At 70.6% G+C, this 26,211-nt stretch carries 25 protein-coding genes and 1 pseudogene; 9 read left to right on the top strand and 17 right to left on the bottom strand.

The features are described 5' to 3' along the window. Nucleotides 1-17: 17 nt before the first annotated feature. Both ACIBW9_RS18615 and ACIBW9_RS18610 read left to right on the top strand, forming a co-directional pair. On the top strand, nt 18-446 hold the full coding sequence (locus ACIBW9_RS18615) for a VOC family protein (RefSeq protein ID WP_398956229.1): 429 nt from the start codon (nt 18-20) through the stop codon (nt 444-446). 67 nt (nt 447-513) lie between these two features. Further along, entirely contained in the window at nt 514-1,155 is a 642-nt protein-coding gene (locus ACIBW9_RS18610) for a LysE family translocator (RefSeq protein WP_398956505.1), read from the top strand. A gap of 24 nt (nt 1,156-1,179) precedes the next feature. On the opposite strand, the gene ACIBW9_RS18605 is transcribed toward ACIBW9_RS18610, so the two are convergent. Continuing rightward, complete coding sequence (locus ACIBW9_RS18605) at nt 1,180-1,578, bottom strand: VOC family protein (protein ID WP_398956227.1); 399 nt, start codon at nt 1,576-1,578, stop codon at nt 1,180-1,182. A gap of 94 nt (nt 1,579-1,672) precedes the next feature. On the opposite strand from ACIBW9_RS18605, the gene ACIBW9_RS18600 reads away from it, so the two are divergent. Beyond that, nucleotides 1,673-2,662, top strand: a complete 990-nt coding sequence (locus ACIBW9_RS18600; RefSeq protein WP_398956225.1) for a helix-turn-helix transcriptional regulator — start codon at nt 1,673-1,675, stop codon at nt 2,660-2,662. Between the two features lie 41 nt (nt 2,663-2,703). Here the strand turns inward: ACIBW9_RS18600 and ACIBW9_RS18595 are convergent, their stop codons facing one another. Beyond that, the gene (locus ACIBW9_RS18595; protein ID WP_398956223.1) at nt 2,704-3,186 is read right to left on the bottom strand and encodes a GNAT family N-acetyltransferase; all 483 of its coding nucleotides are present in this window, start codon (nt 3,184-3,186) and stop codon (nt 2,704-2,706) included. Nucleotides 3,187-3,239: 53 nt separating this feature from the next. Next, nucleotides 3,240-3,413 carry a hypothetical protein gene (locus tag ACIBW9_RS18590; protein WP_180292383.1) on the bottom strand — a complete coding sequence of 58 codons (174 nt, stop codon included), beginning with the start codon at nt 3,411-3,413 and terminating at the stop codon, nt 3,240-3,242. Between the two features lie 377 nt (nt 3,414-3,790). On the opposite strand from ACIBW9_RS18590, the gene ACIBW9_RS18585 reads away from it, so the two are divergent. From ACIBW9_RS18585 to ACIBW9_RS18575, 3 genes are all read left to right on the top strand, one after another. Next, on the top strand, nt 3,791-4,906 hold the full coding sequence (locus tag ACIBW9_RS18585; protein WP_398956221.1) for an ABC transporter ATP-binding protein: 1,116 nt from the start codon (nt 3,791-3,793) through the stop codon (nt 4,904-4,906). Nucleotides 4,907-5,032: 126 nt separating this feature from the next. Continuing rightward, nucleotides 5,033-5,482, top strand: coding sequence for a hypothetical protein (locus tag ACIBW9_RS18580; protein WP_398956219.1), 450 nt, complete (start codon nt 5,033-5,035; stop codon nt 5,480-5,482). 25 nt (nt 5,483-5,507) lie between these two features. Next, on the top strand, nt 5,508-6,344 hold the full coding sequence (locus ACIBW9_RS18575) for an SDR family oxidoreductase (RefSeq protein WP_398956217.1): 837 nt from the start codon (nt 5,508-5,510) through the stop codon (nt 6,342-6,344). Between the two features lie 17 nt (nt 6,345-6,361). On the opposite strand, the gene ACIBW9_RS18570 is transcribed toward ACIBW9_RS18575, so the two are convergent. From ACIBW9_RS18570 to ACIBW9_RS18525, 10 genes and pseudogenes are all read right to left on the bottom strand, one after another. Continuing rightward, nucleotides 6,362-6,595, bottom strand: a complete 234-nt coding sequence (locus tag ACIBW9_RS18570) for a hypothetical protein (protein ID WP_115910705.1) — start codon at nt 6,593-6,595, stop codon at nt 6,362-6,364. A gap of 76 nt (nt 6,596-6,671) precedes the next feature. Then, nucleotides 6,672-8,189: an SDR family NAD(P)-dependent oxidoreductase gene (locus ACIBW9_RS18565; RefSeq protein WP_398956214.1), complete on the bottom strand. Its 1,518-nt coding sequence runs from the start codon at nt 8,187-8,189 to the stop codon at nt 6,672-6,674. Nucleotides 8,190-8,291: 102 nt separating this feature from the next. Next, a complete protein-coding gene (locus tag ACIBW9_RS18560; protein ID WP_398956212.1) occupies nt 8,292-9,626 on the bottom strand; it encodes a wax ester/triacylglycerol synthase family O-acyltransferase in 1,335 nt (444 codons plus the stop codon). Nucleotides 9,627-9,874: 248 nt separating this feature from the next. Then, nucleotides 9,875-10,789 carry an aminoglycoside phosphotransferase family protein gene (locus ACIBW9_RS18555; RefSeq protein ID WP_398956210.1) on the bottom strand — a complete coding sequence of 305 codons (915 nt, stop codon included), beginning with the start codon at nt 10,787-10,789 and terminating at the stop codon, nt 9,875-9,877. A 56-nt stretch (nt 10,790-10,845) separates the two neighbouring features. Further along, nucleotides 10,846-11,379, bottom strand: coding sequence for a dihydrofolate reductase family protein (locus ACIBW9_RS18550; RefSeq protein ID WP_398956208.1), 534 nt, complete (start codon nt 11,377-11,379; stop codon nt 10,846-10,848). Continuing rightward, nucleotides 11,342-12,934 carry an MFS transporter gene (locus ACIBW9_RS18545; RefSeq protein ID WP_398956206.1) on the bottom strand — a complete coding sequence of 531 codons (1,593 nt, stop codon included), beginning with the start codon at nt 12,932-12,934 and terminating at the stop codon, nt 11,342-11,344. Before ACIBW9_RS18545 ends, ACIBW9_RS18550 begins: the two co-directional genes overlap by 38 nt. 71 nt (nt 12,935-13,005) lie before the next feature. Then, nucleotides 13,006-14,274 carry an RNA polymerase sigma factor gene (locus tag ACIBW9_RS18540; RefSeq protein ID WP_398956203.1) on the bottom strand — a complete coding sequence of 423 codons (1,269 nt, stop codon included), beginning with the start codon at nt 14,272-14,274 and terminating at the stop codon, nt 13,006-13,008. A 5-nt stretch (nt 14,275-14,279) separates the two neighbouring features. Continuing rightward, a complete protein-coding gene (locus ACIBW9_RS18535; RefSeq protein ID WP_398956201.1) occupies nt 14,280-14,750 on the bottom strand; it encodes a YciI family protein in 471 nt (156 codons plus the stop codon). Nucleotides 14,751-14,826: 76 nt separating this feature from the next. Continuing rightward, a complete protein-coding gene (locus ACIBW9_RS18530) occupies nt 14,827-17,157 on the bottom strand; it encodes a GH92 family glycosyl hydrolase (RefSeq protein ID WP_398956199.1) in 2,331 nt (776 codons plus the stop codon). A gap of 22 nt (nt 17,158-17,179) precedes the next feature. Continuing rightward, nucleotides 17,180-17,989 (bottom strand): annotated as a pseudogene (locus ACIBW9_RS18525) (glycoside hydrolase family 2 TIM barrel-domain containing protein); the annotation flags it as partial. 171 nt (nt 17,990-18,160) lie between these two features. On the opposite strand from ACIBW9_RS18525, the gene ACIBW9_RS18520 reads away from it, so the two are divergent. Continuing rightward, nucleotides 18,161-18,547, top strand: a complete 387-nt coding sequence (locus tag ACIBW9_RS18520; protein WP_398956197.1) for a hypothetical protein — start codon at nt 18,161-18,163, stop codon at nt 18,545-18,547. Nucleotides 18,548-18,559: 12 nt separating this feature from the next. Here ACIBW9_RS18520 and glgC read toward each other — a convergent pair whose 3' ends face one another. The 3 genes from glgC to ACIBW9_RS18505 all read right to left on the bottom strand — a co-directional run bounded on the left by glgC (nt 18,560) and on the right by ACIBW9_RS18505 (nt 21,787). Next, a complete protein-coding gene (gene glgC, locus ACIBW9_RS18515) occupies nt 18,560-19,780 on the bottom strand; it encodes a glucose-1-phosphate adenylyltransferase (RefSeq protein ID WP_398956195.1) in 1,221 nt (406 codons plus the stop codon). 79 nt (nt 19,781-19,859) lie between these two features. Beyond that, nucleotides 19,860-21,011: a glycogen synthase gene (glgA, locus tag ACIBW9_RS18510; RefSeq protein ID WP_398956502.1), complete on the bottom strand. Its 1,152-nt coding sequence runs from the start codon at nt 21,009-21,011 to the stop codon at nt 19,860-19,862. Between the two features lie 38 nt (nt 21,012-21,049). After that, complete coding sequence (locus ACIBW9_RS18505; protein WP_398956193.1) at nt 21,050-21,787, bottom strand: (2Fe-2S)-binding protein; 738 nt, start codon at nt 21,785-21,787, stop codon at nt 21,050-21,052. Between the two features lie 228 nt (nt 21,788-22,015). Here ACIBW9_RS18505 and ACIBW9_RS18500 point away from each other — a divergent pair, with 228 nt between their 5' ends. Beyond that, a complete protein-coding gene (locus ACIBW9_RS18500; protein WP_398956191.1) occupies nt 22,016-23,125 on the top strand; it encodes a DMT family transporter in 1,110 nt (369 codons plus the stop codon). On the opposite strand, the gene ACIBW9_RS18495 is transcribed toward ACIBW9_RS18500, so the two are convergent. Further along, nucleotides 23,115-24,242, bottom strand: a complete 1,128-nt coding sequence (locus ACIBW9_RS18495) for a transglycosylase family protein (RefSeq protein ID WP_398956189.1) — start codon at nt 24,240-24,242, stop codon at nt 23,115-23,117. The genes ACIBW9_RS18500 and ACIBW9_RS18495 overlap by 11 nt on opposite strands. 278 nt (nt 24,243-24,520) lie before the next feature. Here ACIBW9_RS18495 and gndA point away from each other — a divergent pair, with 278 nt between their 5' ends. Beyond that, nucleotides 24,521-25,960, top strand: a complete 1,440-nt coding sequence (gene gndA, locus ACIBW9_RS18490) for an NADP-dependent phosphogluconate dehydrogenase (protein ID WP_115910697.1) — start codon at nt 24,521-24,523, stop codon at nt 25,958-25,960. Nucleotides 25,961-26,211 lie beyond the last annotated feature (251 nt).

Below are 26,211 nucleotides of genomic sequence, written 5' to 3'. Positions count from 1 at the left end.
CTTGGTACGGTGCCCCGATGTCAGCGATCAAGAAGTTCCAAGTCACCTTTGACTGCGCCGAACCTGAGCGTCTCGCTCGTTTCTGGTGTGAGGTGCTGGGGTACGTCGTACCGCCGCCGCCCGAGGGGTTCGCCACTTGGGATGACTTCAAGCGTTCGCAGCCACCCGAGCAGCGGGATTCATGGTTCGCCTGTATGGATCCCACAGGTGTCGGCCCGCGACTGTACTTCCAGCGCGTTCCCGAAGGGAAGGCCGTCAAGAACCGGGTGCATCTTGATGTGCGGGTCGGCACCGGACTCGTGGGGGAAGAACGCCTCGCCGCACTCGAGGCCGAATGCGCACGGCTGGTCCCGCTCGGCGCGGTGCACGTGCAAACGCTCTACGACGGCAATGATGCGTGCATCCCGATGCTGGACATCGAGGGCAACGAGTTCTGCATCGACTGAGCGGAAGCCCGTGGTCCCCGGAAAACAGGGCTGAAGAGCGGCCCCTGCCCGTGCTTGCATGGATCGCATGATGTCCACCGACCGTCTGCTCGCCTTCGCGGCGCTGTCCTTCCTGCTGATCGTGATACCCGGACCCAGTGTGCTGTTCGTGATCGGGCGGGCGCTCGCGCAGGGGCGCCGGGCCGCGCTGACCACCGTGGTGGGCAACACGCTCGGCGCCTATCTGCTGGTGGTGGCGGTGGCGTTCGGCATCGGGTCCGTCGTGGAACGCTCGGTGCTGCTCTTCACCGTGCTCAAGCTGGCCGGCGCGCTCTACCTGGTGTATCTCGGGGTGAAGGCGTGGCGTGAACGAGGGTCGCTGCGGGCCGTGTTCACGGGCGGCGAGGTGCCGGCACACAGCGGGCTGCGCACCTTCTGGGAGGGGTTCGCGGTCGGCGTCACGAACCCGAAGACCATCGTGTTCTTCGCGGCCGTACTGCCGCAGTTCGTGGAGCGAGACAGCGGACACGTCACGGCGCAGATGCTGCTGCTCGGCCTGGTCTTCAACGTGATCGCGCTGGCCTCCGACAGCGTCTGGGGCCTGATCGCGTCCACCGCCCGCGGCTGGTTCGCGCGCTCCCCGCGCCGGCTCTCGATGGTCGGCGGCGTCGGCGGCCTCACCATGATCGGCCTCGGGGTGACGGTCGCCGTGACGGGGCGCAAGGACTAGGCAGTCCCTGGGCTGGGCGTGACCTCAGCGTGCGAACTTCTCGACGGCCTCCCGGGTGACGGGGGTGAAGAAGTTGACGAGGTTGCCGTCGGGGTCGCGGAACAGCAGCGACCGGTTGCCCCAGGGCATCGTGGTGGGCCCGGCTACGAAGTCGGTGACGAAGCCGGTCAGGTTCTGGTGGACGCGGTCCACGTCCTCGACGAGGAACTCGGTGATCACGCTGTGGTTGTCCGCCGGGCGGGCCGAGCCCGGGGCGAACAGCGGGACGGTGCGGGTGCCGGCGATCGCGAGGGTGGCGCCCGCGGTCCTGAGTTCGGCGAAGTCCTCGGTGGCCCACGTCGCCCGCGCCCCTGTGGCTCGTTCGTAGAACGCGACGAGCCGTGCGACGTCGCTGGTGATGATGCGGATCGAGACGAAGTCCATGGGGAATCTCCTTGGCCGTGCTGAAGGCGTGCATGTCGCAGGCTAGGAGAGATAGGGGACAGAATCGGTCCTGTATTCGCGTTAGGCTGCGAACATGCCACGACCCACCGGCCGGGTGCTGACACTCCTGGAGCTGCTGCAGTCGGGCGGCACCCGTACGGTGGCCGAGCTCGCCGACCGGCTCGGCGTCGAAGGGCGCACCGTGCGCCGGTATGTGGACCAGCTGATCGACCTGGACGTGCCCGTGGAGTCCTTGCGCGGCCGCTACGGCGGGTACCGGCTGGCCCCCGGGTACCGCCTGCCTCCGCTCATGCTCAGCGACGACGAGGCACTGGCCGTGCTGCTCGGCCTGGTCGCCGGCCGCCGAGCGGGCCTGACGACGGCGCAGCTCACGGCGAACGAGACGGCGTCGGCGAAGATCCGTCGGGTGCTGCCCCTGCACATCGCCCGCCGCTTCGACACCCTGCTGGACGCTCTCGCCTTCACCGATCAGCCGGGCGAGATGGACCACCCCGACGCCGGGCTCCTGCTCACCCTCGCCGATGCGGCGCGCCACCGCCGGCCGGTCTCGATCCGCTACACCGACCGCGAGGGACGGCGCAGCGAGCGCACCCTGCACGCGTACGGGATCGTCGCCCACGCGGGCCGGTGGTACGTCACGGGCAAGGACGCCCGGGTCGGCGAGGACCGGACCTTCCGGCTCGATCGCATCGCAGACGCGCGGACCCTGCCCGGTTCCTTCGAAGTGCCCGCGGGTCCCGGTCCGGCACAGCGCGTGCTGTCCGGATTCGCCACGGCCGAGTACCGGCACCGGGTGACCTTGCGGATCCACGGGACGGTCGAGCAGATCCGCGCCCGCCTTCCGGCCGGCGTCGCGAGCCTGGAGGAGCACGAGCCCGCCGCCGGCCAGGACCCGGCGGCCGAGCACTGGCTGCGCGTCGAGCTGCGCGCGGAGCGGCTCGACTGGTTGCCTCCGGTACTCGCCGCACTCGACCGGCCGTTCGTCATCGAGCGCCCCGACGAACTGCGCGAGCTCGTCGTCACGCTCGCCGATCGCCTCACGTCCTGCGCCCGCCGGGCCTGACGCAAGGAACCACCGTCATCGGACGGCACGACCGGCGGGCCCTACAGCGCCCGGTACATCACATGCAGTCCCACCCGCCCGTAACGCGGATGCTCGTACGCCTCCGGGACCGTGCCCAGGATCTCGAAGCCCAGGGACGTCCACAGCTGCACGGCCGGGTTCGTCTCGACGACGGCGTTGAAGACCATCCCCCGGAAGCCCTGGGACCTGGCGGCGGCCAGGACGTGTTCGGCGAGGGCGCGGCCGATGCCGCGGCCGGCCCGGTCGGGGTCGACCATGAAACCGGCGTTGGCGATGTGCGCCGCGGGGCCGCCGTAGTTGGGGGTGACGAAGGCCGAGCCGACGACGGCGCCGTCCTCGTCCTCGACGACGTAGACCCGTTTTGCCGGGTTCATCCAAAGGGCCCGGGCCGCCTCCTCGGAGGTGTCCGGGTCCCAGGTGTAGGTCTCTCCTGCGGCGACGATGCGGTGCCAGAAAGGCCAGATCCGCGGCCAGTCCTCGGCCGCGGCTTCTCTGATCTGCATGGGCGTGAGTCTCGCACGCCCATGCAGCCGGCGATCGCGAAGGTCCTGCCGGGTCAGTCCACGCTGGGCAGGATGTGGGGCTCGGCGAGGTCGTCCTCGTAGCCTGCCAGACGGATGGGGGCCGCGTGGGCCCAGACTTCCAGGCTGCCGAGTTCGTCCGACCGTCGGCCGGGGCGCTCCGTGCGTTCCTTGGGGCGCTGTTCGCGATTCGTCTTCTCCGGTGTCACCGCGCACTCCTTATGTGTCGGGTCACCCTCGGGGCATGCAGGCCACTGTGCAGTCCGGCGCCTGACGCCCGCTCGGGTGTGAGTCGAAAGCAGTTCGGACGCGGTGGCGCCGGCAACTCGTGTCAGAACAGGCCGTTGTCTGCCGGCTTGCCCCGGGACGGACGTGGGTGTGGGTTGGACCCGTTGGTGCTGTCCGTCCGCTCCAGATTAACCAAATGAGCGGGCGTCCGCTCTATGGGGCTGAAAACTTGGGGTTACTGTCATAAGTCGTCCGGTTTCCAACCCCTCTCCTGTCACTCGTTCGGTAGACAGGGCTGCCGAAAAGGCAACACCCGTTCCATGCTGGGTGCTAGGGGCCTGTCCGGGAGGGGGATGTCATGTCGTCCGTCACCTTCGACCGGGCCACCCGGTGCTTCCCGTCGATGGACCGGCCGGCCGTGGACTCGCTCGGCCTCGAGATCGGGGACGGTGAGTTCATGGTCCTGCTCGGTCCTTCCGGTTGTGGAAAGTCGACCTGTCTGCGCATGCTCGCCGGACTTGAGGACGTCGACTCGGGTTCGACCCTCATCGGCGTCCGGGACGTGACCCATCTTCCGCCCAGGGACCGCGACATCGCGATGGTGTTCCAGGACTACGCCCTCTACCCGCATTTGTCGGCTGCCGACAACATCGGCTTCGCCCTGAGGATCGCCCGCATGTCCCGGGCGCGTGCCCGGCAGCGCGTCGAGTACGCCTCGTTCGTCCTCGATCTGGAGCAGTTCCTGGGCCGTCCGCCCAGGTCGCCGGCGGGCGGCGAGCGGCAGCGTGTCGCGACGGGGCGGCTGCTCGTGCGGGATCCGCGGGTCTATCTGATGGACGAGCCCTTGTCCCATCTCGACGCCCGGCTGCGGGCGCAGACCCGGATGCAGATCGTCCGGCTGCAGCACCGTCTCGGCATCACCACGGTGTACGTCACCCACGACCAGGCCGAGGCGATGGCCGTGGGTGATCGCCTCGCCGAGCTCAAGGACGGTGCGCTGCAGCAGGTGGGCACGCCGAGGGAGGTCTACGCGCACCCGGCCAACACGTTCGTGGCCGGTTTCGTCGGCTCATCCGCGATGAACCTCTTCCGGCTTCCGCTGTCCTCGGCCGGGGCCCGGTTCGGCGCTCTCGACGTGCCGCTGCCCCGGGACACGGTGGCCGCGGCCGCGGCCGGGGGCACCGACGAGATCGTGCTCGGTGTCCGGCCCGAGCAGTTCGAGTTCCTCTCGCCCGAGGACCGGGACACCCCGGGGCTGGACCTCGTGGTGGAGAGGGTCGAGGACACCGGTGCCGTCGCCTACCTCCACACGACGGCGTGGTCGGGCGAGGGGCTCGCCCGGCTCGTCGTCCGGCTCCCGGGACGCCCCACGTACGGCGCCGGGGCCACGCTGCGGGTGGCGATCCGCGCGGAGGGCGTGCACTGCTTCTCGGCGCTGACGGGACAGCGGCTTCCCGGGGACACGGCTGCCTGACCGGTGACCCGAGGTCACGGAGCACGGTGAACCGGCCACGCAGTTCAAGTCCCGTTGGCCGAATCGCAAGGCGGCCATGATCTGCTGACGGGACGGCAACGGCTTGTCCGGCGGAAGGACTGGCGCATGGAGCTGCGCAGTGTCGAGGAGCTGATGGATCTGCTGTACGCCTGCCGGGGTTCGTGGGACGCCCCCGGCCTGCGAAGTCGCCGGGTCGATCTGCACCAGCATGCGCTGCAGACCGCCGCACTGCTGCGGCGCCGCCGCCCCGCCGACAAGGAGCTCCAGGTCGCGGGCCTGGTCCACGCGATCGGCCCCCTGCTGCGGCCGGGCGACGAGAGCGCCCACCCGCAGTGCGCGGCCGACGCGGTGCGGGGCCTGCTCGGGGAGCGCGTCGCCCGGCTGGTGCGCGAGCAGCATCGCGGCGGGCTGGCCGCCGACGAGGATCTGCAGTGCCTGCGCCAGGCGGACGAGGAGGGCCGCAGCGCCGGCTTCGACGCGGGCGTGCTGGAGGACTGGCGCACGGTGCTGGGGCTGGTCGCCGCACGCAACTCCCCTCTCGGGGCTGTCGACTGACGGCTCGTCATGAGACGGTACGGCGATGACGTCGTCGTACGCACACAAGGGCCACGCATTCGACGGGTACGGGCTCGACGGCAGGGCCGCGATCGTCACCGGGGCGACCCGCGGGATCGGACGGGCCGTCGCCGGACAGCTGGCCGCGGCGGGGGCGCTGGTGTGCGTGACCGCGCGGGACGCGGACGAGGTGCGCTCCACGGCCGAGGAACTGGGCGGCATCGGGGTGAGCGGCAGCGTCGCGGATCCGGATCATCTGCGGGAGGTCACGGAGCTGGCCCTGCGCGCGTTCGGCCGGATCGACGTCGTGGTCAACAACGCGGCGACGAACCAGCCGTACGGGCCGCTCATGGACGCCGATCCCGAGGCCTGGCGGGAGGCGTTCGCCGTGAACGTCGAGGCGCCGCTCCGGCTGGTGCAGTGGGCGTGGCGGGCCTGGATGCGCGAGCACGGCGGCTCGGTCGTCAACGTGTGCACGGAGGGGGCGGGGCATGTCGGGCCGAACGTCGGCGCCTACGGCACCAGCAAGGCGGCGCTGCTGCATCTGACGCAACAGCTCGCCGGGGAGCTGGCGCCGAGGGTGCGGGTCAACTCGGTCTCCCCCGGCCTTGTGCGCACCGAGATGGCACGGTTCGTGTGGGAGCGGGGCGAGAAGGAACTGGCCGCCGGGCTGCCGCTGGGGCGCATCGGTGAGCCGGAGGACGTCGCACGGGCCGTGGTGTGGCTGGCCTCGGACGCCGCGCAGTGGATCACCGGCGCGGATCTGCTGGTGGACGGGGGCACACGCGTCAGGACGGCGCACTCCGCGCGGGAGTACGCCGTCCACGACCGTCTTCGCTCATACGCACCACCTCGCTCGTGACGGTGGCTGTGGCTCCCTCACGGGAACAGTGCGATCCCCAGGAGGATCAGCAGGATGATGCCGGCGACGAGCGCGACCGTGGCCCACGTGCCGCGGTGCTTCACCGAACTCGTGCCCCCGCCGCCGCGCGGCCGGTCCTCCGGCAGTTCGGCATGGTCGGGGCGGTCGCTGCCATAGAACTGTTCGTCGGTCGGATAGCGGTTGCGCGGGTCGTTCTGCGCTCGCGGATCAATGCCGTGTGGACTGCTCATTGGTCACTCCCTGGCGCGGTAATCACCAGGGTCCGGGTTCCCTGCGGGCGCCGGGCCACACGTCGGGGCCGGTGGTTCACCACTTGCCTGGCGCGTAGTCCTTCAGGAAGACGCCGTACAGGTCCTCGCCCTGCTCGCCGCGCACAATCGGATCGTAGACCCGTGCGGCCCCGTCGACCAGGTCGAGCGGGGCGTGGAAGCCCTCCTCGGCCAGGCGCAGCTTGTCGTAGTGGGGGCGCTCGTCGGTGATCCAGCCGGTGTCGACCGAGGTCATCAGGATGCCGTCGGTCTGGAACATCTCCTGGCCACTGGTCCGGGTGACCATGTTCATGGCGGCCTTGGCGGCGTTGGTGTTGGGGTGGCCCGCGCCCTTGTAGCCGCGGCCGAAGACGCCCTCCATCGCGGAGACGTTCACGACGTACGCGCGCTTGCTGGCCGCCTTCCTGGCGGCGTCCGCCATGACCGGGCGCAGCTTGCTGATCAGGATGAACGGCGCCGTGTAGTTGCACAGCTGGGTCTCGAGGAGCTCGACCGGGGAGATCTGCTCGATGGTCTGCACCCAGGTGTTGGTGTCGACGACGTCGGGGACCAGGCCGCCGGCGTCGATGGCGGTGCCGTCGAGGTGCCGGGCGACGCTGGCGTTGCCCGCGACCAGGGCGAGGTCGGCGACCTGCTGGGCGTCCAGGCCGCTGGTGCCGAGGGGCAGTGCGGCCAGGCCGTCGACGGCGCCGGAGTTGAAGGCGCCGATGACGTGGTGGGCGGGCAGCTCACCGGCGGGCAGCGGGGCGCTCTCGCCGTCGACCAGGGCGGCGTAGGCGGAGGGCAGGCGGCGCACGGTCTGCGTCGCGTTGTTGACCAGGATGTCGAGCGGTCCCGCCTCGGTGACCTGGTCGGCGAGGGCCACGGCCTGCGCCGGGTCGCGCAGGTCGATGCCGACGACCTCCAGGCGGTGCATCCAGTCCGCGGAGTCGTCCATGGCCTTGAAGCGGCGGATGGCGTCCTTGGGGAAGCGCGTGGTGATGGTGGTGTGCGCGCCGTCGCGCAGCAGCCTGAGCGCGATGTACATGCCGATCTTGGCGCGGCCGCCGGTGAGCAGGGCGCGCTTGCCGGTGAGGTCGGCGCGGGCGTCGCGCTTGCCGCGGTTGAGGCGGGCGCAGTCGGGACAGAGCTGGTGGTAGAAGTAGTCGACTTCCACGTACCGGGTCTTGCAGGTGTAGCAGGAGCGGGGGCGCTGGAGTATGCCCGCGATCTTGCCCTCCTCCGTCGCCGACGACGGCAGGATGCCCTCGGTCTCGTCGTCGATGCGCTGGGCGGAGCCGGTCGCCGTGGCCTCCGTGACCGCCTTGTCGTGGGCCGTCTTGGCGGCCCGGCGCTCCTGGCGGCGGCGCTGCTTGACCGTGCGGTAGATGCCGGCGGTGGCCCGGCGCACGGCGATCGCGTCGGGGTGGTCGACCTCGAGCTTGTCGAGTTCCTCCAGCACGCTGAGGCAGACGGCGAGCCGCTCCGGGTCGATGCCGGGGCCGTACACGACCTCGTCAACAGGCTCGTGCACGACCTCGTCCGTGATCGCCGAGCCCTCGTCTGTCACCGTCATCGCGCTGCCGTTCCCTGATCACCCGCGCGGCGCTCCGACCGCGTCCGCTTTCGAACGGGGAATTGTACGGAGCGCCGGGCCAGTCCTCCAAAATCCGGGAGGCTAGGAACCGCAGGCGGTGAGGAGCGTGTCGACCTCCTCGGTGAGGGCGGCGGCCAGCCGGTCCAGGTCCGGTACGGCCCGGGCGTCGGCGACGAGGCCGTAGTGGACGTGTCCGCGGTAGGTGGAGACGGCCACCGCCAGGGACTGTCCGCGGGCCAGCGGCGCGAACGGGAAGACCTGCGTGACCGGGTTGCCGCCGAGCTTCAGACCGAGGCTGGGCAGCGGCACGCTGGTGACCAGGATGTCGAACCAGAGCCGGGCGGCCTGGCTGACCAGCGGTCCGCCGAGCCGGTGGCCGAGCGCGGGCACATGGTCGGCGAGCAGGGCGACGGCGCCCGCGCCCCGGTTGGGGCCGGCGTCCTTGTTGCGGTCCATGGCGGAGCGGACCGTGTCGAGGCGGCCGAGCGGGTCGGGGTCGTCGACGGGAAGCCGTATCACGTAGCCGGAGAGCCGGTTGCCCTGTGGGCTTGCGGTGCGCGGGCGGCGCTTGGAGACGGGGATCAGGGCGCGCGGCCGGACCCCGTCGCTGCCGTCGCCGCGCTCGTCCAGCCAGCGGCGCAGGGCGCCCGCCACGAGGGCGATCAGGACGTCGTTGACGGTGCCGCCCTGGGCCTTGCGGATGCGGTGGACGTCGTCGAGGTCGAGGACCACGCCTGCGGTGCGGCGGGTGCCGGTGGCCTCGGCGGTGAACGCGGGCGAGGAGCGCACCCCCAGGCTGGACACGGCCAGCGAGGCGCCGATGTCGAGGGCGCGTCCCACGTCGGACAGGGTGCCCCGGACCAGCCCGGGCAGCTTGCGCACGTCGGGCAGCAGGCCGGGCCCGGGCTCCGCGGGGCGGGGCTTGCGCTCCGGCATGTCCATCGGGTCCAGGATGGCGGCGGCGAGGGTCAGCGCTCGCAGGCCGTCGGCCAGGGCGTGGTGGAACTTGAACAGCACCGCGAAGGACACCCCGTCCTCCCCCGGCAGCACATGCGCCTCCCACGGCGGCCGCCCGCGCTCCAGCGACCGCTCCATGAGCCGGCCAGCCTCGGCGTGGAAGTCCGCGGTCGGCGCGTGCAGCCGCACATGGTGGAGCGGGTCGAAGCCGGGGTCGGGCTCACGGGTGGCGCTGCCGAAGGACAGCGGCCGCAGCGGGGACGGCTGCCATACGTCCCGGATGCGCATCCGCAGTCCGGGTACGGCCGCGGCCCGCGCGGCGAGCAGGTCGGCGGCGTGGGCGCCCGCGGTGGGCGAGTGCGCCGAGAAGATCCCCAGCGCGCCCAGGTGCATGGGGTGTTCCGCGGACTCGATGTTCCAGAACGCCAGGTCGAGAGGAGCGAGCAGGTCAGAAGTCAATGGCTTGCCTCGCGTCGACGAAGGGTGAGCCAGCAGTCAACCGCCCCCAGGCGATTACGGTCAAGTACGATCAAGCTACGCACAGTTAACAGCAGATTAAGTCCCGTCCCTCCGTGAGAGGCGGGACTCAAGACACACCCGAGGTCACTTCAGCACAGATGGCGCCACCCGCCCCGGCGCACCCCACTCAGACGGGCGCGAGCCGACCGTGAACTCGGGCGGGTGCGGGGAGCGCAGGGAAGCGGTTGTCAGGGGCGTGGACAGCCCCAAGGGCCCTTCAGGACACGGTCAAGTGCGGACCGGCCCGCGGGCCCCCAGTTCGGCTTGCCGCCGGGCAGGCCGTGGTCTCCGTTCCGGCCCATCGACATCAGGAACAGGCTCCTCATCGCGGCCAGTCCGCGCGCTCGCCGCACCGCTGCCTCGTCCGCCTGCGCGTAGCTGTCGAAAAACCGTGCAGCGCCGCCCGCGGGCAGTAGCAGCCAGGCGGCCGCGAGGTCCCACGCCGGGTCGCCGGCGACCAGGGCGCCGAAGTCGACGACCCCCGCCAGTGTCCCGTCCGCCACGACGACGTTCGCAGGATGCAGGTCTCCGTGCACCCACACCGGTGGGCCCTGCCACCGTGGGGCCGCCACCGCCTCGGCCCAGACCGCACGGATCTCGTCGGCGAGGTCGGCAGGGGCGACGGCCTCGAAGAAGTGCTCGAAGCCGTCCGCGCAGTCCTTGGGATGAGCACCGAAGTCCGAAGCGGTCGGTGCGTCGGCGGGCGCCTCCACGTGCAGCGCCCTGAGGAACTCCGACAGCGTCTCGGCCGCGTGGTCGCCGCGGGTGATCGAGCCGTGATCCAATGGCGTGCCCTCGACCCACGTCATGACGGTCCAGATCTTGGGGAAGCGCTCGGACGGTGCGCCGTCCCGTACGGGAACGGGAATCGGCAGCGGCAGGCGCGCGGCCAGCATCGGCAGCCACCGGCGCTCCTTGAGCTGCAGTTCGGGGCTCGTGTCCATCCGCTGCATCCGAACGGCCAACTCGTCACCGAGTCGCCACATCTGGTTGCCCCAGCCGCCCGCCACTTCGCGGATGGGCAGGTCGGCCAGGTCCGGATGCTGTTCGCGGAGCAGATGACGGACCAGATCCTCGCTGATCTCCATCTCCGATTCGATCATGCCGAGTCACCGTACTTGACGTGGGCGGAGGCCGCCCAGCACTTCGGGAGGCGAGGTCAGTCAGGCACGTAGGTGAGGATGACCGACCCGTTCTGCAGCCGTTTCTCGTCGGTGAGTCTGAGGTGCAGCCCTGCGGTGTCCACGTGTTCGAAGAGCCGTTGCCCTGAGCCCGCCACGACCGGCATGTACCAGAAGCGGAACTCGTCGATCAGGTGGTGTCGGACGAGGTCCGCGTCGAAACGAGTGGTGCCGTATTTGATGAGGTCCTTGCCGGGCCGGCTCTTCAGCTTCGCGATCGCGCCGGACGGGTCGGGACCGAGCAGGGTGGCATTCCACGTCGTCTCGGTCAGTGATCGGGACGCGACGTACTTGGGCATGGCGCTGATGCGCTCGATGTACGGGTTGCCGGTGACGTTGCCCCAGTTGGCGTAGAAGGTCTCGTAGGTCGTCCGGCCCATGACGAACGCCTCGTAGCTGCCGAGCTGTTCGAGCGAGTACGCCGAGGACTCGTCGTCGAAAAGGGACCAGCGTTCAGGGGCTTCGATGACGCCGTCAAGCGTGACGAGTGTCGATTCGATGAGTTTGCGCATGGTGGCTCTCCTGAGGGGTGATGTCGGTACGCCGGATGAGGAAGAAGGCGATGGGAACGGCGGCCAGGGCGATCAGTCCGCAGACCCACAGGGCGGTGTGGAAACCACCGGTGAGCGCGTCGGTGAGGGCGTGGCCCCGGGCCTGGAGGTCGCGGGCCCGGGTGGCCGCCAGGGTGGAGGCGACGGCGATCCCGACCGCGCCGCCGAGTTGCTGGGACGAGTCGATGAGGCCGGAGGCGATGCCTGCGTCCCGTTCGGTGACGCCGACCAGGGCTCCGATCGACACCGGGATGAAGATCCAGGTGACGGTTCCGGTGAGGAAGAAAGGGCCGGCCAGGTGCGCCCAGAAGCTGCCGTGGGCGGGCGCCTGGGCCGCCCACAGGATCCCGGCGCCGGTCAGGGTCAGTCCGGCCGCCATCACCAGCCTGATGGAGGTGCGGGTGACGAGCATCTGCGCGGGCCCGGCGAGGACCACTCCGGTCAGGCCTACGGTGAGCCAGGCGAGGCCGGTGTTCATCGCGGAGTAGCCGACCACCTGCTGCATGTAGAGGGTGCCGATGAAGATGTATCCGTAGAAACCGGCGCCGAGCAGAAACCCCACGGCGTTGGACCCGGCGAGGGTGCTCAGCCGGAACAACCGCAGCGGCAGCAGCGGCGCTTCTGCCCGGGCCTCGATGGCCACGAACGCGGCCAGCAGGACCGCCGACAACGCGAGCAGGGCCAGGGTCCGGGTGGCCGTCCACCCGGCGGTCGGCGCCTGCGAGATCGCGTACACCATGATCACCAGTGCCGCGGTCACCGTGACGGCGCCCAGCAGGTCGTAGCGGCGGCGTGCGTCCCGCAGCCTGCTTTCCGGCACCACTCGCCGGGTCAGCAGCAGCGCGGCGCCGCCGACGATCACGTTCAGGTAGAAGATGTAGGGCCAGCCGGCATACCGGGTGAGGGCACCGCCGGCCAGCACGCCGACGGTCGCACCGCTGGCTCCGATGGCACCCCACAGGCCGAGTGCCTTGTTGCGTTCGGCGCCCTCGGTGAACATGTTCATCACGATCGACAGCGCGGCGGGCAGCACCAGGGCGGCGCCCAGGCCCTGGACGCCCCGCATGATGATCAGGAAGATGCCGTTGTCGGCCAGCGCGCAGGCCAGCGAGGCCGCGGTGAACAGCGCCAGCCCGGCGGTGAACACGCGCCTGCGTCCGAGCAGGTCGGCGGCGCGCCCTCCCAGCAGCAGGAACCCGCCGAAGGTGAGGGCGTAGGCGGTCACCACCCACTGCAGGTCCGGCGGCGCGAAGTGCAACTCCCGGCCGATGGTCGGCAGCGCGACGTTGACGATCAGCATGTCGACGGCCGTCATGAAGTACGCCACGGCCAGCAGCGAGAACGCGCGCCACCGGTGCACGTGGCCTGATGGCACGGCATTGCCGCCGCCGAGGTCGTTGACGGGGTCTACCGCGGTGGCGCCTGTCGCACTGCGTTCGAGGCCTCGGCGTCCCGTCGCGGGCGGAGGTCCTTCTTTGCAGGGGTCCTTGATGAGGTCGTGTGACGGCTCCGGCATCGGTCTCTCCTGGTCTGATCGGGCGATCTCAGGAGGAGGACGAACGGCGGCCGCCGAAACCGGACACGCCTCTAGGAGATTTTCAGGCTTTCGATCCGGCGCTCGAAGGCCGCGCGCTCAGCGGGGCTGCGGGCCAGCGCGATCGCGTGCTCGTAGTGCTCCCGGGCCGGCACATGGCGACCCGCCCGCCGTTCCAGGTCGGCACGTGCCGCCCAGTAGAAGGGATACCGGGACAGCTTGGGCTCTTGTGCCAAGGCGATCAGCTCGCGGCGGCCCTCGTCCACGCCGTCCCGTTCGGCCACGGCCAGCGCACGGTTGAGCGCCACGACGGGGCTCGGGGACTGTTCGGCGAGGAGCTGGTAGAAGCCGATGATCCGGTCCCAGTTCGTCTCCTGGACCGACGGCGCGATCGCGTGCTCGCAGGCGATGCCCGCCTCCAGATGCCAACGGGACATGTGGTCCCCGGTGGCCGCGTGGGCGAGATGGATCAGACCGCTCTCGATACGCGCCCGATCCCAGCGGCTCCGGTCCTGGTCCTCCAGGGGGACGAAGACGCCTTGCCCGTCCATGCGGGTGGACAGACGGGCAGCGCCGAAGCAGAACAAGGCGGCCAGAGCGTGCACGTCCGGATGCGCGGTCGTCTTCGTCTGCAGCAGGAGCTCGGTGAGACGCAGAGCGTCGTCGCACAGAAAGGGACGGACCGGGTCCTGCGGGTTGCTGCCGTGGTAGCCCTCGTTGAACAGCAGATACAGCGATCGCAGGACCGAGCCCCGCCGGACGTCGAGGTCGGGCAGTTCGTCCACGTCGGGCAACCGGCCCAGCGCACGCAGGCGTCCGCGGCCGCGGTGCAGGCGCCGATCGATGGTCTGGGTGTCCACCAGGAACGCCTGACCGATTTCCTTGGGCGACAGACCACACAGCCACCGTAGGACCAGGGTGACTTGCGTCTCGCGGCTCAGGCTGGGATCACAGACAGCGAACATCATCGCCAGCTGGCTGGTTGCCTCGGCAGCCGGAGCCAGGGCCGCCTCGATGGTGTCGGTCAGCGCCGTCGTCGTCGCCAGTTCGGGCAGGAACGAGCGGCGCCGCTGTTCCCGGCGGATGATGTCGATCGCCCGGTTGTGGGCTGCCCGGATGATCCACGCCTTGGGGTCCCGCGGCAGCCCGAAGCGCCACGCCTGCATGGCGCTCACCAGCGCGTCCTGGACGACGTCCTCGGCGAGCGGGATGTCCGACGGGCCCAGGACCCGGACCAGCGCGCTGACCAGGTGCGCGTACTCCCTGCGGAACAGGTCCTCCACCAGCTCCGCAGGTGGGAGCGGATCGGGGTCTTCGGTCATGAGTGTCAGACCCGATGAGCGTGGGCCGGCCGCACCTCGACGGACCCGCCGAACTCGTACGTCGGGCACCCGCGCGCGACCTCGACGGCGTCTTCCAGCGAGGCCGCCTCGAAGATCATGCTGCCGGTCACCAGATCCTTCGACTCGGCGTACGGTCCGTCGGTGACCAGGTCGCGACCGTGAACTGTGGCCCCCGGACCCCCGAGCTCGATTCCGGTGTTGCGCCTGCCCTGTCCGGCCAGCTTCTCCGACCAGCGGTACCACTTCTCGACATGGGCCTGAAGCTCGGACGGCGACAGGTCGGGCCGCGAAACAGCACCCCCACGAAAGATCAACATGAACGTGCTGCGCGGGGCCTGGTCCTCGCCCACGGGTTCCGGCATCACGGCCTCCACATAACCGCCGTCAGGCGTGCTCGGGCTCAACAAATCCAGCTCGAAAGCAGTACCACACATCAAGACCGGCAGCGGCCCCATGCCCGGCCCTGTACTGCACAGCAGCAGATTGAGTCCCGCCCCTCCGTGAGAGGCGGGACTCCAGAGACATCTGAGGTCACTTCAGCGCAGGTGGCGCCGCCTGCGCCGAGGTTCCCCACTCGGACGGGCGCGGGCCGACCGTGAAGTCGAGCGCGCGCAGGGAGCGCAGGGAACCGGTCGTCAGGTATGTGCGCTCGTAGGGCCTCCCGTCCGTGCGGGCCGACTGGATGTACCGCTCGGCGGCGGACGTGCCGGGCGCGGTGATCGTCAGGGCTCCGCGCGGGAAGTAGCGGCGGTCCAGCGTCAGGTCGACACGGTCGAAGACCGGCGTGGACAGTCCCCAGGTGTCGTAGCCGGGCTGCACCGGGAAGATCCCGATCGACGACAGGACGTTCCAGGCGGACATGGTGCCCAGGTCGTCGTTGCCGGTCATACCGGTCGGGCCGTCCGTGAACAGGGTCAGCGCCGCGTGTACGACGTCGGTCGTCTTCCACGGCTCGCCGGTCGAGAGGTAGGTGTACGGGGCGATGAGGTCGGGCTCGTTCTGCGGGTTGTACTTGTCGGCGTTGTAGTAGTCGTACGGGCCGTTGACCCACACCTCGCGGGCCGTCTTCGCCGGGTCGGCCAGCAGCCGGTCGTAGGCGAAGAAGGAGTCGAGCCGGTCGTTCGCGGCCTGCTCGCCGCCGATCAGGCCCACCATGCCCGGCAGGTCCTGCGGCACCAGCCACTGGTACTGCCAGGACGTGCCCTCGTGGAAGCCCTCGCTCCGCGCCGGGTCGGACGGTCCGGTGAAGGCGCCGGAGGCGTCGCGGGCGCGGAAGAAGCCGGTCGACGGGTCGAAGAGGTGGCGGTAGCTCTGCGCGCGGGCGGCATACCGGTCAGCGTCCACCGCATGCCCGAGGTCGCGGGCCATCTGGGCGAGCATCGCGTCCGACAGGGCGTACTCCAGGGTCGCCGAGGCACCGTGGTCGTAGTCCGAATCGCCCGGCTTCACATGCGGGCGGCCCTTGATGTACGGCGCGAACCCCTCTGCGATGTACTCCCTGTTGGCCTCCCGGCCCACCGCCGGCGAGTCGGCGGGCGGCACCCCGTCCGCGTTCTGCTTCAGCGCCCGGTACGCCCGCGCTGCGTATCCTTCGGCCCCCTTGAGCAGCCCCTGCTGGTAGGCGTTGGTGAGGAACGGGGTGACCGGGTCGCCGGTCATGATGTTCGTCTCGACGGTGCCGTAGCCCCACTTGGGCAGCCAGCCGCTCTCCTCGGAGATCCTGATGACCGAGATCGCCATGTCACGCGCCTCGCGGGGCGCGAGCAGGGACAGCAGCTGGGACTGGGTGCGGTAGGTGTCCCAGAGGGACCAGTTCTGGTAGTAGGTGAAGCCGTCGGTGCGGTGGATCCTCTGGTCCCAGCCGGTGTAGCGGCCGTCGGCGTCGCTGCCGATGTTCGGGGCCAGGAAGGACCGGTAGAGCGCCGAGTAGAAGGTCCGGCGCAGGCTGTCCGCGCCGCCCTTCACCCGTACGTCGTCGAGGCGGTCCTCCCACGCCTGCTGCGCCGCATGGCGTACCGCGTCGAAGGAACGCCCGCCCTCCGCCCCCAGGTTGACCGCGGCGCCGTGCGCGTCGACGTAGGACAGGGCGGTGGTCGCCTCGACCGTGCGGTCCTTGGTGGTGTCGAAGCGGACGAACGCGCCGTCGCGCCCGCTCTTCGAGCCAGCGGTCACCGTCGAGCCGTCCCAGGTGCCGTACGCGGTGAAGGGACGGTCGAAGCGGGTGATCGTGTAGACGGTGTACGGCTGGGTGTCCTGGCAGAAGCCGCGGCCGGTGATGGCGGTGCGCACGGTGCGGCTGTCGAGGATCTCGACCTTGGTGGAGACCGTGGTGTGCAGCGACTGGGCCGCGTTGAGCAGGACGTCGGCCTTGTCGGTTGCCGGGAAGGTGTAGCGCTGCACGCCGGTGCGCGCGGTGGCGGAGAGTTCGGCCTCGATGCCGTTCTTCAGGCCGACCCGGTAGTAGCCGGGGCCGGCGGCCTCGTCGTCGTGGCTGAACTCGGCGGCGTACTCGGCGTAGTCCGTCTGCGTGACGTCACCCGTGGTCGGCAGCACGGGCAGATCCCCGCCGAGCCCGCAGCCGACGCCCGACAGATGGACCAGGGAGAAGCCGCGGATGTGGTTCTGGGAGTGGTCGTAACCGGTGTTGTGGCCGGTGTCCGGGGAGAGCTGCACCATGCCGAAGGGCACGGCGGCGCCGGGATAGGTGTTGCCCTCGTTCTCGGTACCGATGAACGGGTTGACCAGATCGGTGAGTTGACGGTGGTTCGGCTCGGTGGCCCGTGCGGTGGCGGGTGCGGCGAACAGCGCGGAGGCTGCCAGCGCACCTGCCGTGCACAGGCGCAGGCGCCGGGTCCATCTCATGGCGGAGGTCCTCCTCCGGGGTTCAGGGGGTGGGACAGCCTGCGGGAGTCGTCTGGGAAGCGTCGCGGATCAGGGCCTGCTGAGCGGTGCGCACACGCTGGACGTCCGGCTTGAGCACCTTGCGGTCGCACGTCAGCAGGCCGTTGAGCTCGCCCTCGACGTCGGAGATCTGGGTGTGGACCGCGCCGTTGCTCCCCTGGCAGGCCAGCGCGTGCACTTCGGCGAGTCTGGCCAGGTAGTCGTCGGTGCAGGCGGCCGGGTCGACGTCGACGTACGACTGCTGCACGGACCAGGCGTGTCCCGGCACGGCGAGGCCGAGGCCGCCGTACTCGCCGCTGACCAGGGCGCGTCGGCCGTCGGGGTGGGGTGGCAGGACGGGGCTGGGGTAGCCGTGCTCGTCCATGATGTCGCCGGTGCCTCCGTCGGCCCCGAGGTTGAGCCCGGACACGGAGTTGACCAGCCGGGTCGGGTCCCAGGCCTTCGCCTGGTCGGCGATGCGGGCCTCGTCGTACTGGCCCCAGCCCTCGTTGAAGGTGACCCACATGACGACCGACGGGCTGCTGATGTGCTCGTCGATCATCTGCTTCATCTCGCGCTCGTACTCGGCGCGGGCCTCGGCAGACGGGTTCACCCCGGCGGTCCTCGCGGGCATGTCCTGCCACACCAGGAGGCCCAGCCGGTCGGCCCAGGAGAACCAGCGGTCGGGCTCGACCTTGATGTGCTTGCGCACGGCGTTGAAGCCGAGCTGCTTGTGGACCTTCGGGTCGTACGCGAGGGCCTCGTCGGCGGGTGCCGTGTACAGGCCGTCGGGCCAGAAGCCCTGGTCGAGGGTGATGTGCACGGAACCCCCATAACAACGTTGTCATGGACAGCAGTTGGCATGACAACACGGATTCCGCCTTGCGTCCAGGGACATGACAAGCCGAGGCCCGAGCGACAAGTGGCCCCCTCGCCCGCACCGGCGAAGAATGGGGATGTCACTCGGCAGAAAGGGGTGAGGGAGATGTCGAAGGTATCCAGAGAGACGGCCAGCCAGGGCGGCGACTTCGGGATCGTTCTCGACCGCTCCGAGGAGCTGGACGACTACACGGTGGATTTCGTGACCTTCCGCGAGAACATCGATCACACACCACTGCTCAAGGGACTGCCCGACGACCGGTGCCAGTGCCCCCACTGGGGTTATGTCTTCAAAGGCCAGCTGACCTTCCACTACGCGGACCACGACGAGGTCTACGAGGAGGGCGACGCCTACTACACGCCGCCCGGTCACGTCCCCGTGCGCACCGCGCCCGGCACCGAGGCCCTGCAGTTCAGCCCGACCCGGGAGGTGCGACCCACCAGCGAGGCCATCATGAAGAACCTCAAGGCGATGCGGGAGGCCTCCGGCTGACCCGCCCGGCGCCTACGTGACCAGCTGTCCCTTCCCGAGCGCGATCACTCCGCCCTTGGAGACGGTGTACAGCTCCGCGTCCCGCTCCGGGTTGACGCCGATCGTCGCGCCCGGCGGCACCTCGACGTTCTTGTCCAGCACCGCCCCGCGCACGACCGCGCCCCGCCCTATGTGGACGTTGTCGTGCAGCACCGAGCCCTGGACGACGGCGCCCGGGTCGACCCTGACGCCGGGCGACAGGATGGAGCGGGTGACCTGGCCGCGGATCAGGCAGCCCGCGCTGATGATGGACTCGCTGGCCATGCCGCCCGCGTTGAAGCGGGCCGGGGAGAGCTGGTTGGAGTGGGTGTAGATGGGCCACTGCCGGTTGTACAGGTTGAAGGCGGGCCGCTCGGCGATCAGGTCCATGTGGGCGTCGTAGTACGCGTCCAGGGTGCCGACGTCGCGCCAGTAGCCGCGGTCGCGGTTGGTCTCGCCGGGCACGTGGTTGGCGCTGAAGTCGTACAGCTGGGCCTCGCCGCGCTCGGTGAGCTGGGGCAGGATCGAGCCGCCCATGTCGTGCACGGAGTTCTCGTCGTCGGCGTCCCGCTGCAGTGCCTCGATCAGCGCCTTGGTGGTGAAGATGTAGTTGCCCATGGAGGCGAAGATCGTCTCCGGGTCGTCCGCGAGACCGGGCGGATCGACGGGCTTCTCCAGGAAGCGCTCGACCGTCAGGCCGTCCGAGCCCGGGGTGATCACACCGAACTGCGAGGACTCGGAGCGCGGCACGCGGATGCCCGCGACCGTGACGCCCGCGCCGCTCTCTATGTGCTGGGCGAGCATCTGCCGCGGGTCCATGCGGTAGACGTGGTCGGCGCCGAACACCACCACGTACTCGGGCCCTTCGTCGTGCACCAGGTTCAGCGACTGCAGCAGCGCGTCGGCGCTGCCCAGGTACCAGCGCGGGCCGAGCCGCTGCTGGGCGGGGACCGGGGTGACGTAGTTGCCGAGCAGGCTCGACATCCGCCAGGTGGTGGTGATGTGCCGGTCCAGCGAGTGCGACTTGTACTGCGTCAGCACGCAGATGCGCAGGATGTCGCCGTTGACGAGGTTGGACAGCACGAAGTCGACGAGGCGGTAGGTCCCGCCGAAGGTGACCGCTGGTTTCGCGCGGTCCGCAGTCAGGGGCATGAGGCGTTTGCCTTCTCCGCCCGCCAGTACGATCCCGAGCACCGAAGGTCCGCCACGACGCATGGCCGCTCCCCTCACCGTGGTTGATCCATGCCTGCCCCTGAGCAGCGCCCAGTAAGCCTGTTCGAGGAACCCGGCCGTTCTATTCCTGTTTGAGGATCTCCTCGTAAAGACGGACCGTACGGCGGGCGACGGCGTCCCAGCCGAACTCCCCCACCGCGCGCTCCCGGCCGGCCTCGCCCATCCGCCCGGCGGCCTCCGGGTCGCCGATCACCTGGTCCAGCGCTCGCGCGAGGCCCGCCTCGAAGTCCTCGTCCACGTCGACGAGCAGGCCCGTCTTGCCGTCGTCCACCACCTCGGGGATGCCGCCGACCCGGGACGCCACCACGGGTGTCCCGCAGGCCATCGCCTCCAGGTTGACGATGCCGAGGGGTTCGTACACCGAAGGGCAGACGAACGCGGCGGCGTGGGTGAGGAGTTGGATCACCTCGGGGCGGGGCAGCATCTGCGGGATCCAGTGCACGTGCTCGCGGACGCGGCTGAGCTCCTGGTAGAGGTCGCGGAACTCCCGGTCGATCTCCGGAGTGTCGGGCGCCCCGGCGCAGAGCACGACCTGCACGCCCGGGTCGATGTCCCGGACCGCGCGCAGCAGATGGGGCACACCTTTCTGGCGGGTGATGCGGCCGACGAACAGGATGTACGGGCGGTCGGCGTCCAGGCCGATGCGGTCGAGCACGTCGGTGCCGTGGTCGGGCCGGTACAGCGTGGTGTCGATGCCGTTGTGCACGACCTGCACCTTGGCCGCGTCCAGGGCCGGATAGCAGGTGAGGATGTCCTCGCGCATGGCGCCGGAGACGGCGATCACGGCGTCGGCGCTTTCGATCGCGGTGCGCTCGGCCCAGCTGGAGAGGGCGTACCCGCCGCCGAGTTGCTCGGCCTTCCAGGGGCGCAGCGGCTCCAGCGAGTGGGCGGTCATCACATGCGGTATGCCGTACAGCATCTTGGCGAGGTGGCCGGCGAGGTTGGCGTACCAGGTGTGGGAGTGCACCAGTTCGCGGCCTTCGAGGCCGGCGGCCATCGCGAGGTCCACGGAGAAGGTGCGCAGCGCGTCGTTGGCGGTGTCCAGGACGGCCCAGGGGCGGTGGCGTACGACGCCCACTCCGCGGCCCTCGCCCCAGCAGTGCACCTCGATGTCGACCAGGGAGTTCAACTCCCGGGCGAGGAACTCGACATGGACGCCGGCGCCGCCGTACACATCCGGCGGGTACTCCCGGGTCAGCAGTCCGACTCGCACCCGCAACCCCCAGCTCTCGGCGACCGGTTCCCTCATGGTCACCCAGATGCGCCGTGCGCGGAAGAGCGCGGCGGTCGTGTGAAGCAACAGTCACCGCATATGCCCCCGCCGGGCACACGGTAGTAGAGGCAGCAGCTGCGGCGCCGGAAGGAGGTGCCGGTGAGGGCGCCGGTGCCCGACAGGAGGGGGTGGGCGAGGAGTTCCGCGGCGAGGGTGCGGGTGCGGGCGGCGGTCTCGGTACGGCCGTGCAGGCGCGCCCACTGGTCCAGTTGCCGGGCGGCTCCCGCCAGCGCGGAGGCCGCGTTGCCCCACAGCAGGCCGGGGGCGATCCGGTGGTGCGCCCGCAGGGCCGTCGCCAGCGGGGCGAGGTGGCCGTGCAGGACGACGTCCGCGAGGGTCACGGGCTCCGCGGGCAGCGGGCGGACCTGGGTGAGCCACAGGTCGTCGGGGGCGGAGGCGTCGGGGCTCCAGTGCAGCAGCCCGGGATCCAGGTCGGGTACGCGGCCGTACAGCGCCGCACAGCCGAGTGTCACCGACCAGAGCCGGGCCGCCAGCCCCTGCTGGGCCACCGAGGCCGCGATCCGCAACTCGGGGGCACGGAGGACATGGGCGACCTTTTCGACCCGGAAAGTAATAGCATTTCCGTACATATCGGATGACCGGTTCTCGTACGCGTCGGCGAGCGTCGGCAGTGGCGTGCCTGGCGCTCCGCCCGTCCGCAGTGCGAAAAAGCCGCCGAGCGGTCCGAGGGCGGCAAGATCCTGATCGAGGTCCACGAAGAGCAGTAGTACCAAGCTCCCCAGGGGCTCCCACGGGAGGGTGTCCACCCCGTGTCGCCCACCCTGGGGAGGACGGCGCCCGATTCGTACTCCATCGGCAGTAGGACCCATTGACTGCTCTGGGACGACGACGGGAACAGATCGACAAGGCATCGTGTTCGCTATGAAGGCCGACCGTTCGCCGCGCAGGGCTCAGCGCCCCCGCCACACGCAGAGGAGCAACTCATGAGTGCCCTCGCGTTGTCCGTCCTCCTCTCGCTCGTCTCCGCCGTCGCCTACGCCGGCGGGGCGATCGTGCAGGAGTACGTGGCGGTGTCCTCGCCCGTTCAGGAGTACGCGCCGCTGCGCCGGCCGACCTGGTGGGCCGCGGTGGCGCTCAACGGCCTCGGCGGACTGCTGCACGTGGTGGCGCTGGCCTACGGCCCGCTGAGCCTGGTGCAGCCGCTGGGCGCACTGACCATAGTGTTCGCGCTGCCGATGGCGGCCCTGTTCGTGGGCCGCAAGGCCGGTGCGACCGCCTGGCGGGGCGCGATCATGGCGACCGTGGGTCTCGCCGGTCTGCTGGCCCTGGTCGGCTCCTCCGACGCCCAGTCCCTGGACACGGCCCAGCGGATCGCCGTCGCGGTGGTCTCCGGCAGCGTCGTGGTGGCCCTGATGATCGCGGGCCGGGCCGCCCACCGGCACCCGGCGGTGCGCAGCATGCTGCTCGCGACCGCCTCCGGCATCGCCTTCGGCATGTCCTCGGTGTTCACGAAGACCGTCGCGGTCGACTGGACGGCCGGCGTCTCCGCGGCCGACATCCCCGCCCTGGCCGTGATCGGCGTCTTCGCCACGGCCGGCATGCTGCTCTCCCAGGCCTCCTACCGGGGCGCCGGACTCGCGGCCCCGCTGGCCACGCTGACCGTCGTGAACCCGGTGGTGGCGGCCGCGGTCGGCATCACGATGTTCGGTGAAACCTTCCGCTACGGCAGCACGGGCACCGCGCTCGCCCTGAGCTGCGGCGTGGTCGCGGCCGGCGGCCTGATCCTGCTGACGACGGAGCGCCTCGCCCGCACCGCAGCCGAGACCGCACCGCAGCCGACCACCGGGCCGACCCCCGTCACGGAGCCCGTCGAGGACCTGCTCGCCGCGATCCCCGAGCAGCCGGTGGCCGCACTGCCCGCGGAGATCCTCGTCCCCGCCCAGGTCGGCCCCACCGTCCTCGCGGTGGCCTACGACGAGGACGACGAACGGCCCCCGGACCCCGCCCGCTACCGCTTCTACGGCCCCTTCTACGGCGGCTCGTACATCCCGTCGCCGGACGTCGACCGGCACCGGGAACGCGTCAGATCCTGACGCCACCGGCCCTGAGATACGCGAGAGGGTCGATGTCGCTACCGAAATCGGGCCCCGTCCGCACCTCGAAGTGCAGATGCGGGCCCGTTGCGTTGCCCGTCGACCCGGAGCGGCCTATGCGCTGCCCGCCGCCCACGCCCTGCCCGGCCTTCACGGAGATCGCCGAGAGATGGGCGTACTGGGTGTAACGGCCGTCGGCGTGCCGGATCACCACCTGATAGCCGTAGGCGCCGCCCCAGCCGGCGGAGACGACCCGGCCCGCGGCGACCGCCTTCACCGTCGTGCCGGTGGGCACGGGGAAGTCGACGCCGGTGTGGTAGCCCTTCGACCAGGAGGCCCCGGCCACGTGGTACGGAGTGCCGATCGGGCCGCTCACCGGAGCGACCAGCAAATGGCTGGTGGTGGCCTTCTCCTCGGTGGCCGAAGAGGCCGTCTCCACCGAGGACTTGGAGGCCGTGTGGTGCGTGGCGGGGGCCTTCGCCCGCAGGCTCAGCCGCTGCCCCGGAAGGATCAGGTCGGGGTCGGCACCGATGGTCCTCCGGTTCGCGGCGTACAGCCGCTGCCAGCCGCCCCGGACGTGCTCGGTCTCGGCGATCCGGGAGAGGGAGTCACCGCGGACCACGGTGTACATCTCGGCCCTACCGGCCCGGGACTGGGGCGTGGAGTGCGGCTTCACGTCCTCGACGGAGCTCTTCGCGGGGGTCTTCCTGGCGGCCGGGTGGACGTCCGGGCTGCCGCCGCCCCGGGTCAGCCCCGCCTTCTGAGAACACACTGGCCAGGCACGCGGCCCCTGCCCCTCCAGGACCTTCTCCGCCACGGCGATCTGCTGGTCCTTGGTGGCCAGGTCGGCGCGCCGCGCGTACTTCCCGCCGCCGTAGGACTCCCAGGTGGACTGGGTGAACTGCAGCCCGCCGTAGAAGCCGTTGCCGGTGTTGATGCTCCAGTTGTTCGTCGACTCGCAGGCGGCGACCTTGTTCCAGGTGGACACGTCGGCCGCGTGGGCGGTGCCGGTGCCGATCAGCGGGATCGCCATGCCGGCGCCGCCGACCGTGACGGTGAGTGAGGCGCGGTTGATCCTGTTCGGCTGATACCGGCGGTGCCGGCCGCGTACGGCCATGGAGATCCCCCTCGACCTATGCCAGAAGGGCCAAAACTAAGCGCCCCGAACAGGCCATGACAAGACGGCAATCGGCCGCCCTGTCCCTCAAACAACCAGCGGGGCACGCCGGTTGCAGAACGGCTGAGGCGGCTGGGGCCCGTCGTGCGTATCTGCCTGCGAAAAGTCGGCCACCCCGGACATGCGCTCGGCGTACCGGCACGTCAGGATGGTCCTCGGGGCGATACTGACGTGCACGACCGGCACCACCGATACCGGATCCTTTAGGAGCCAACCGAATGAGCAACTCAGCCCAGATCGGCGTCACGGGACTCGCGGTCATGGGCCGCAATCTCGCCCGTAACTTCGCGCGCAACGGCTACACGGTCGCCTTGCACAACCGCACAGTGGCGCGTACGAACGCCCTGGTCGAGGAGTTCGGGCACGAGGGCGACTTCATCGCGGCGGAGACCGCCAAGGAGTTCGTGGCGGCGCTGGAGCGGCCGCGGCGCCTGGTCATCATGGTCAAGGCGGGCGACCCGACCGACGCGGTGATCCAGGAGTTCGCCCCGCTCCTGGAGCCCGGCGACATGATCATCGACGGTGGCAACGCGCACTTCGCGGACACCCGCCGCCGGGAGCGCGAACTGCGCGAGCAGGGCATCCACTTCGTCGGCATGGGCGTCTCCGGCGGCGAGGAGGGCGCGCTCAACGGGCCGAGCATCATGCCGGGCGGCCCGAAGGAGTCGTACGACTCGCTCGGCCCGATGCTGGAGAAGATCTCCGCGAAGGCGAAGGACGGCGCGCCCTGCGTGACGCATGTCGGTCCCGACGGCGCCGGGCACTTCGTGAAGATGGTCCACAACGGCATCGAGTACGCCGACATGCAGCTGATCGGTGAGGCGTACCAGCTGCTGCGCGATGTGGCCGGATACTCCCCCGCGCAGATCGCGGACATCTTCCGCACCTGGAACACCGGCCGCCTGGACTCCTACCTGATCGAGATCACCGCCGAGGTGCTGTCCCACGTGGACGCGGCGACGGGCAAGCCGTTCGTGGACGTGGTGGTGGACCAGGCGGAGCAGAAGGGCACCGGCCGCTGGACCGTCCAGATCGCCCTCGACCTGGGCGTTCCGGTGTCGGGCATCGCGGAGGCGGTCTTCGCCCGCTCGCTGTCGGGCCACGCGGCGCTGCGCGAGGCCTCGCGCGGGCTGGCAGGTCCGAAGGCCTCCCCGCTGTCCGAGTCGGAGGCGGGGGCGTTCGCGGACCGCGTGGAGCAGGCCCTCTACGCCTCGAAGATCGTGTCGTACACGCAGGGCTTCCACGAGATCGCGGCCGCCCGCGAGGAGTACGACTGGGACATCGACCTGGGCGCGGTCTCCGCGATCTGGCGCGGCGGCTGCATCATCCGCGCGGCCTTCCTGGACCGCATCCGCTCGGCGTACGACACCCGGGCCGACCTGCCGAGCCTCCTTTCGGACGAGACGTTCGCGCAGGAGATCGCGGACGCCCAGGACGACTGGCGCGAGGTCATCGTCGCCGCCACCCGCCAGGGTGTCCCGACCCCCGGTTTCGCCGCGGCGCTCGCCTACTACGACGCCCTGCGCGCGGAGCGCCTGCCGGCCGCCCTGACCCAGGGCCAGCGTGACTTCTTCGGCGCGCACACGTACCGGCGCACGGACCGGGACGGCTCGTTCCACACGCTGTGGGGCGGGGACCGGTCGGAGGTCGACGCGTAGCAGGGGCACCTGTACGAGGCGGCGGGCGGCCCGAGCGGCTGCCCGCCGCCTTTGTCTGCCCCGCCTCGCCGACCGCGGCGGTCGAGGCCCTGTCGGCGCGGGTGCGGGGCGGTGATGCGGCAGCCGTACGCCAGTCGCCGGGTTCAGGTCAGCGGCGGACCCGGCTCCGGGTTCGGCACCGGTTCCGGTCCCGGCGGGATCGGCGAGGGCGACGGCCCGGGTGTCGGGTCCGGGGGTGAGGGCGGTGTGGG

The sequence above is a fragment of the Streptomyces sp. NPDC049541 genome (assembly GCF_044465725.1).
Lineage (GTDB): Bacteria > Actinomycetota > Actinomycetes > Streptomycetales > Streptomycetaceae > Streptomyces.
Note: the sequence above shows the minus strand (reverse complement) of the source record. Positions and strands in the feature narration are given on the sequence as shown.

What these genes read in the sequence shown, in the direction of transcription:
- ACIBW9_RS18615 (WP_398956229.1), top strand. Translation starts at nt 18, where the DNA reads ATGTCAGCGATCAAGAAGTTCCAAGTCACCTTTGACTGCGCCGAACCT.
- ACIBW9_RS18610 (WP_398956505.1), top strand. Translation starts at nt 514, where the DNA reads ATGATGTCCACCGACCGTCTGCTCGCCTTCGCGGCGCTGTCCTTCCTG.
- ACIBW9_RS18605 (WP_398956227.1), bottom strand. Translation starts at nt 1,578, where the DNA reads ATGGACTTCGTCTCGATCCGCATCATCACCAGCGACGTCGCACGGCTC.
- ACIBW9_RS18600 (WP_398956225.1), top strand. Translation starts at nt 1,673, where the DNA reads ATGCCACGACCCACCGGCCGGGTGCTGACACTCCTGGAGCTGCTGCAG.
- ACIBW9_RS18595 (WP_398956223.1), bottom strand. Translation starts at nt 3,186, where the DNA reads ATGCAGATCAGAGAAGCCGCGGCCGAGGACTGGCCGCGGATCTGGCCT.
- ACIBW9_RS18585 (WP_398956221.1), top strand. Translation starts at nt 3,791, where the DNA reads ATGTCGTCCGTCACCTTCGACCGGGCCACCCGGTGCTTCCCGTCGATG.
- ACIBW9_RS18580 (WP_398956219.1), top strand. Translation starts at nt 5,033, where the DNA reads ATGGAGCTGCGCAGTGTCGAGGAGCTGATGGATCTGCTGTACGCCTGC.
- ACIBW9_RS18575 (WP_398956217.1), top strand. Translation starts at nt 5,508, where the DNA reads ATGACGTCGTCGTACGCACACAAGGGCCACGCATTCGACGGGTACGGG.
- ACIBW9_RS18570 (WP_115910705.1), bottom strand. Translation starts at nt 6,595, where the DNA reads ATGAGCAGTCCACACGGCATTGATCCGCGAGCGCAGAACGACCCGCGC.
- ACIBW9_RS18565 (WP_398956214.1), bottom strand. Translation starts at nt 8,189, where the DNA reads ATGACGGTGACAGACGAGGGCTCGGCGATCACGGACGAGGTCGTGCAC.
- ACIBW9_RS18555 (WP_398956210.1), bottom strand. Translation starts at nt 10,789, where the DNA reads ATGATCGAATCGGAGATGGAGATCAGCGAGGATCTGGTCCGTCATCTG.
- ACIBW9_RS18550 (WP_398956208.1), bottom strand. Translation starts at nt 11,379, where the DNA reads ATGCGCAAACTCATCGAATCGACACTCGTCACGCTTGACGGCGTCATC.
- ACIBW9_RS18545 (WP_398956206.1), bottom strand. Translation starts at nt 12,934, where the DNA reads ATGCCGGAGCCGTCACACGACCTCATCAAGGACCCCTGCAAAGAAGGA.
- ACIBW9_RS18540 (WP_398956203.1), bottom strand. Translation starts at nt 14,274, where the DNA reads ATGACCGAAGACCCCGATCCGCTCCCACCTGCGGAGCTGGTGGAGGAC.
- ACIBW9_RS18535 (WP_398956201.1), bottom strand. Translation starts at nt 14,750, where the DNA reads ATGGGGCCGCTGCCGGTCTTGATGTGTGGTACTGCTTTCGAGCTGGAT.
- ACIBW9_RS18530 (WP_398956199.1), bottom strand. Translation starts at nt 17,157, where the DNA reads ATGAGATGGACCCGGCGCCTGCGCCTGTGCACGGCAGGTGCGCTGGCA.
- ACIBW9_RS18520 (WP_398956197.1), top strand. Translation starts at nt 18,161, where the DNA reads ATGTCGAAGGTATCCAGAGAGACGGCCAGCCAGGGCGGCGACTTCGGG.
- glgC (WP_398956195.1), bottom strand. Translation starts at nt 19,780, where the DNA reads ATGCGTCGTGGCGGACCTTCGGTGCTCGGGATCGTACTGGCGGGCGGA.
- ACIBW9_RS18500 (WP_398956191.1), top strand. Translation starts at nt 22,016, where the DNA reads ATGAGTGCCCTCGCGTTGTCCGTCCTCCTCTCGCTCGTCTCCGCCGTC.
- ACIBW9_RS18495 (WP_398956189.1), bottom strand. Translation starts at nt 24,242, where the DNA reads ATGGCCGTACGCGGCCGGCACCGCCGGTATCAGCCGAACAGGATCAAC.
- gndA (WP_115910697.1), top strand. Translation starts at nt 24,521, where the DNA reads ATGAGCAACTCAGCCCAGATCGGCGTCACGGGACTCGCGGTCATGGGC.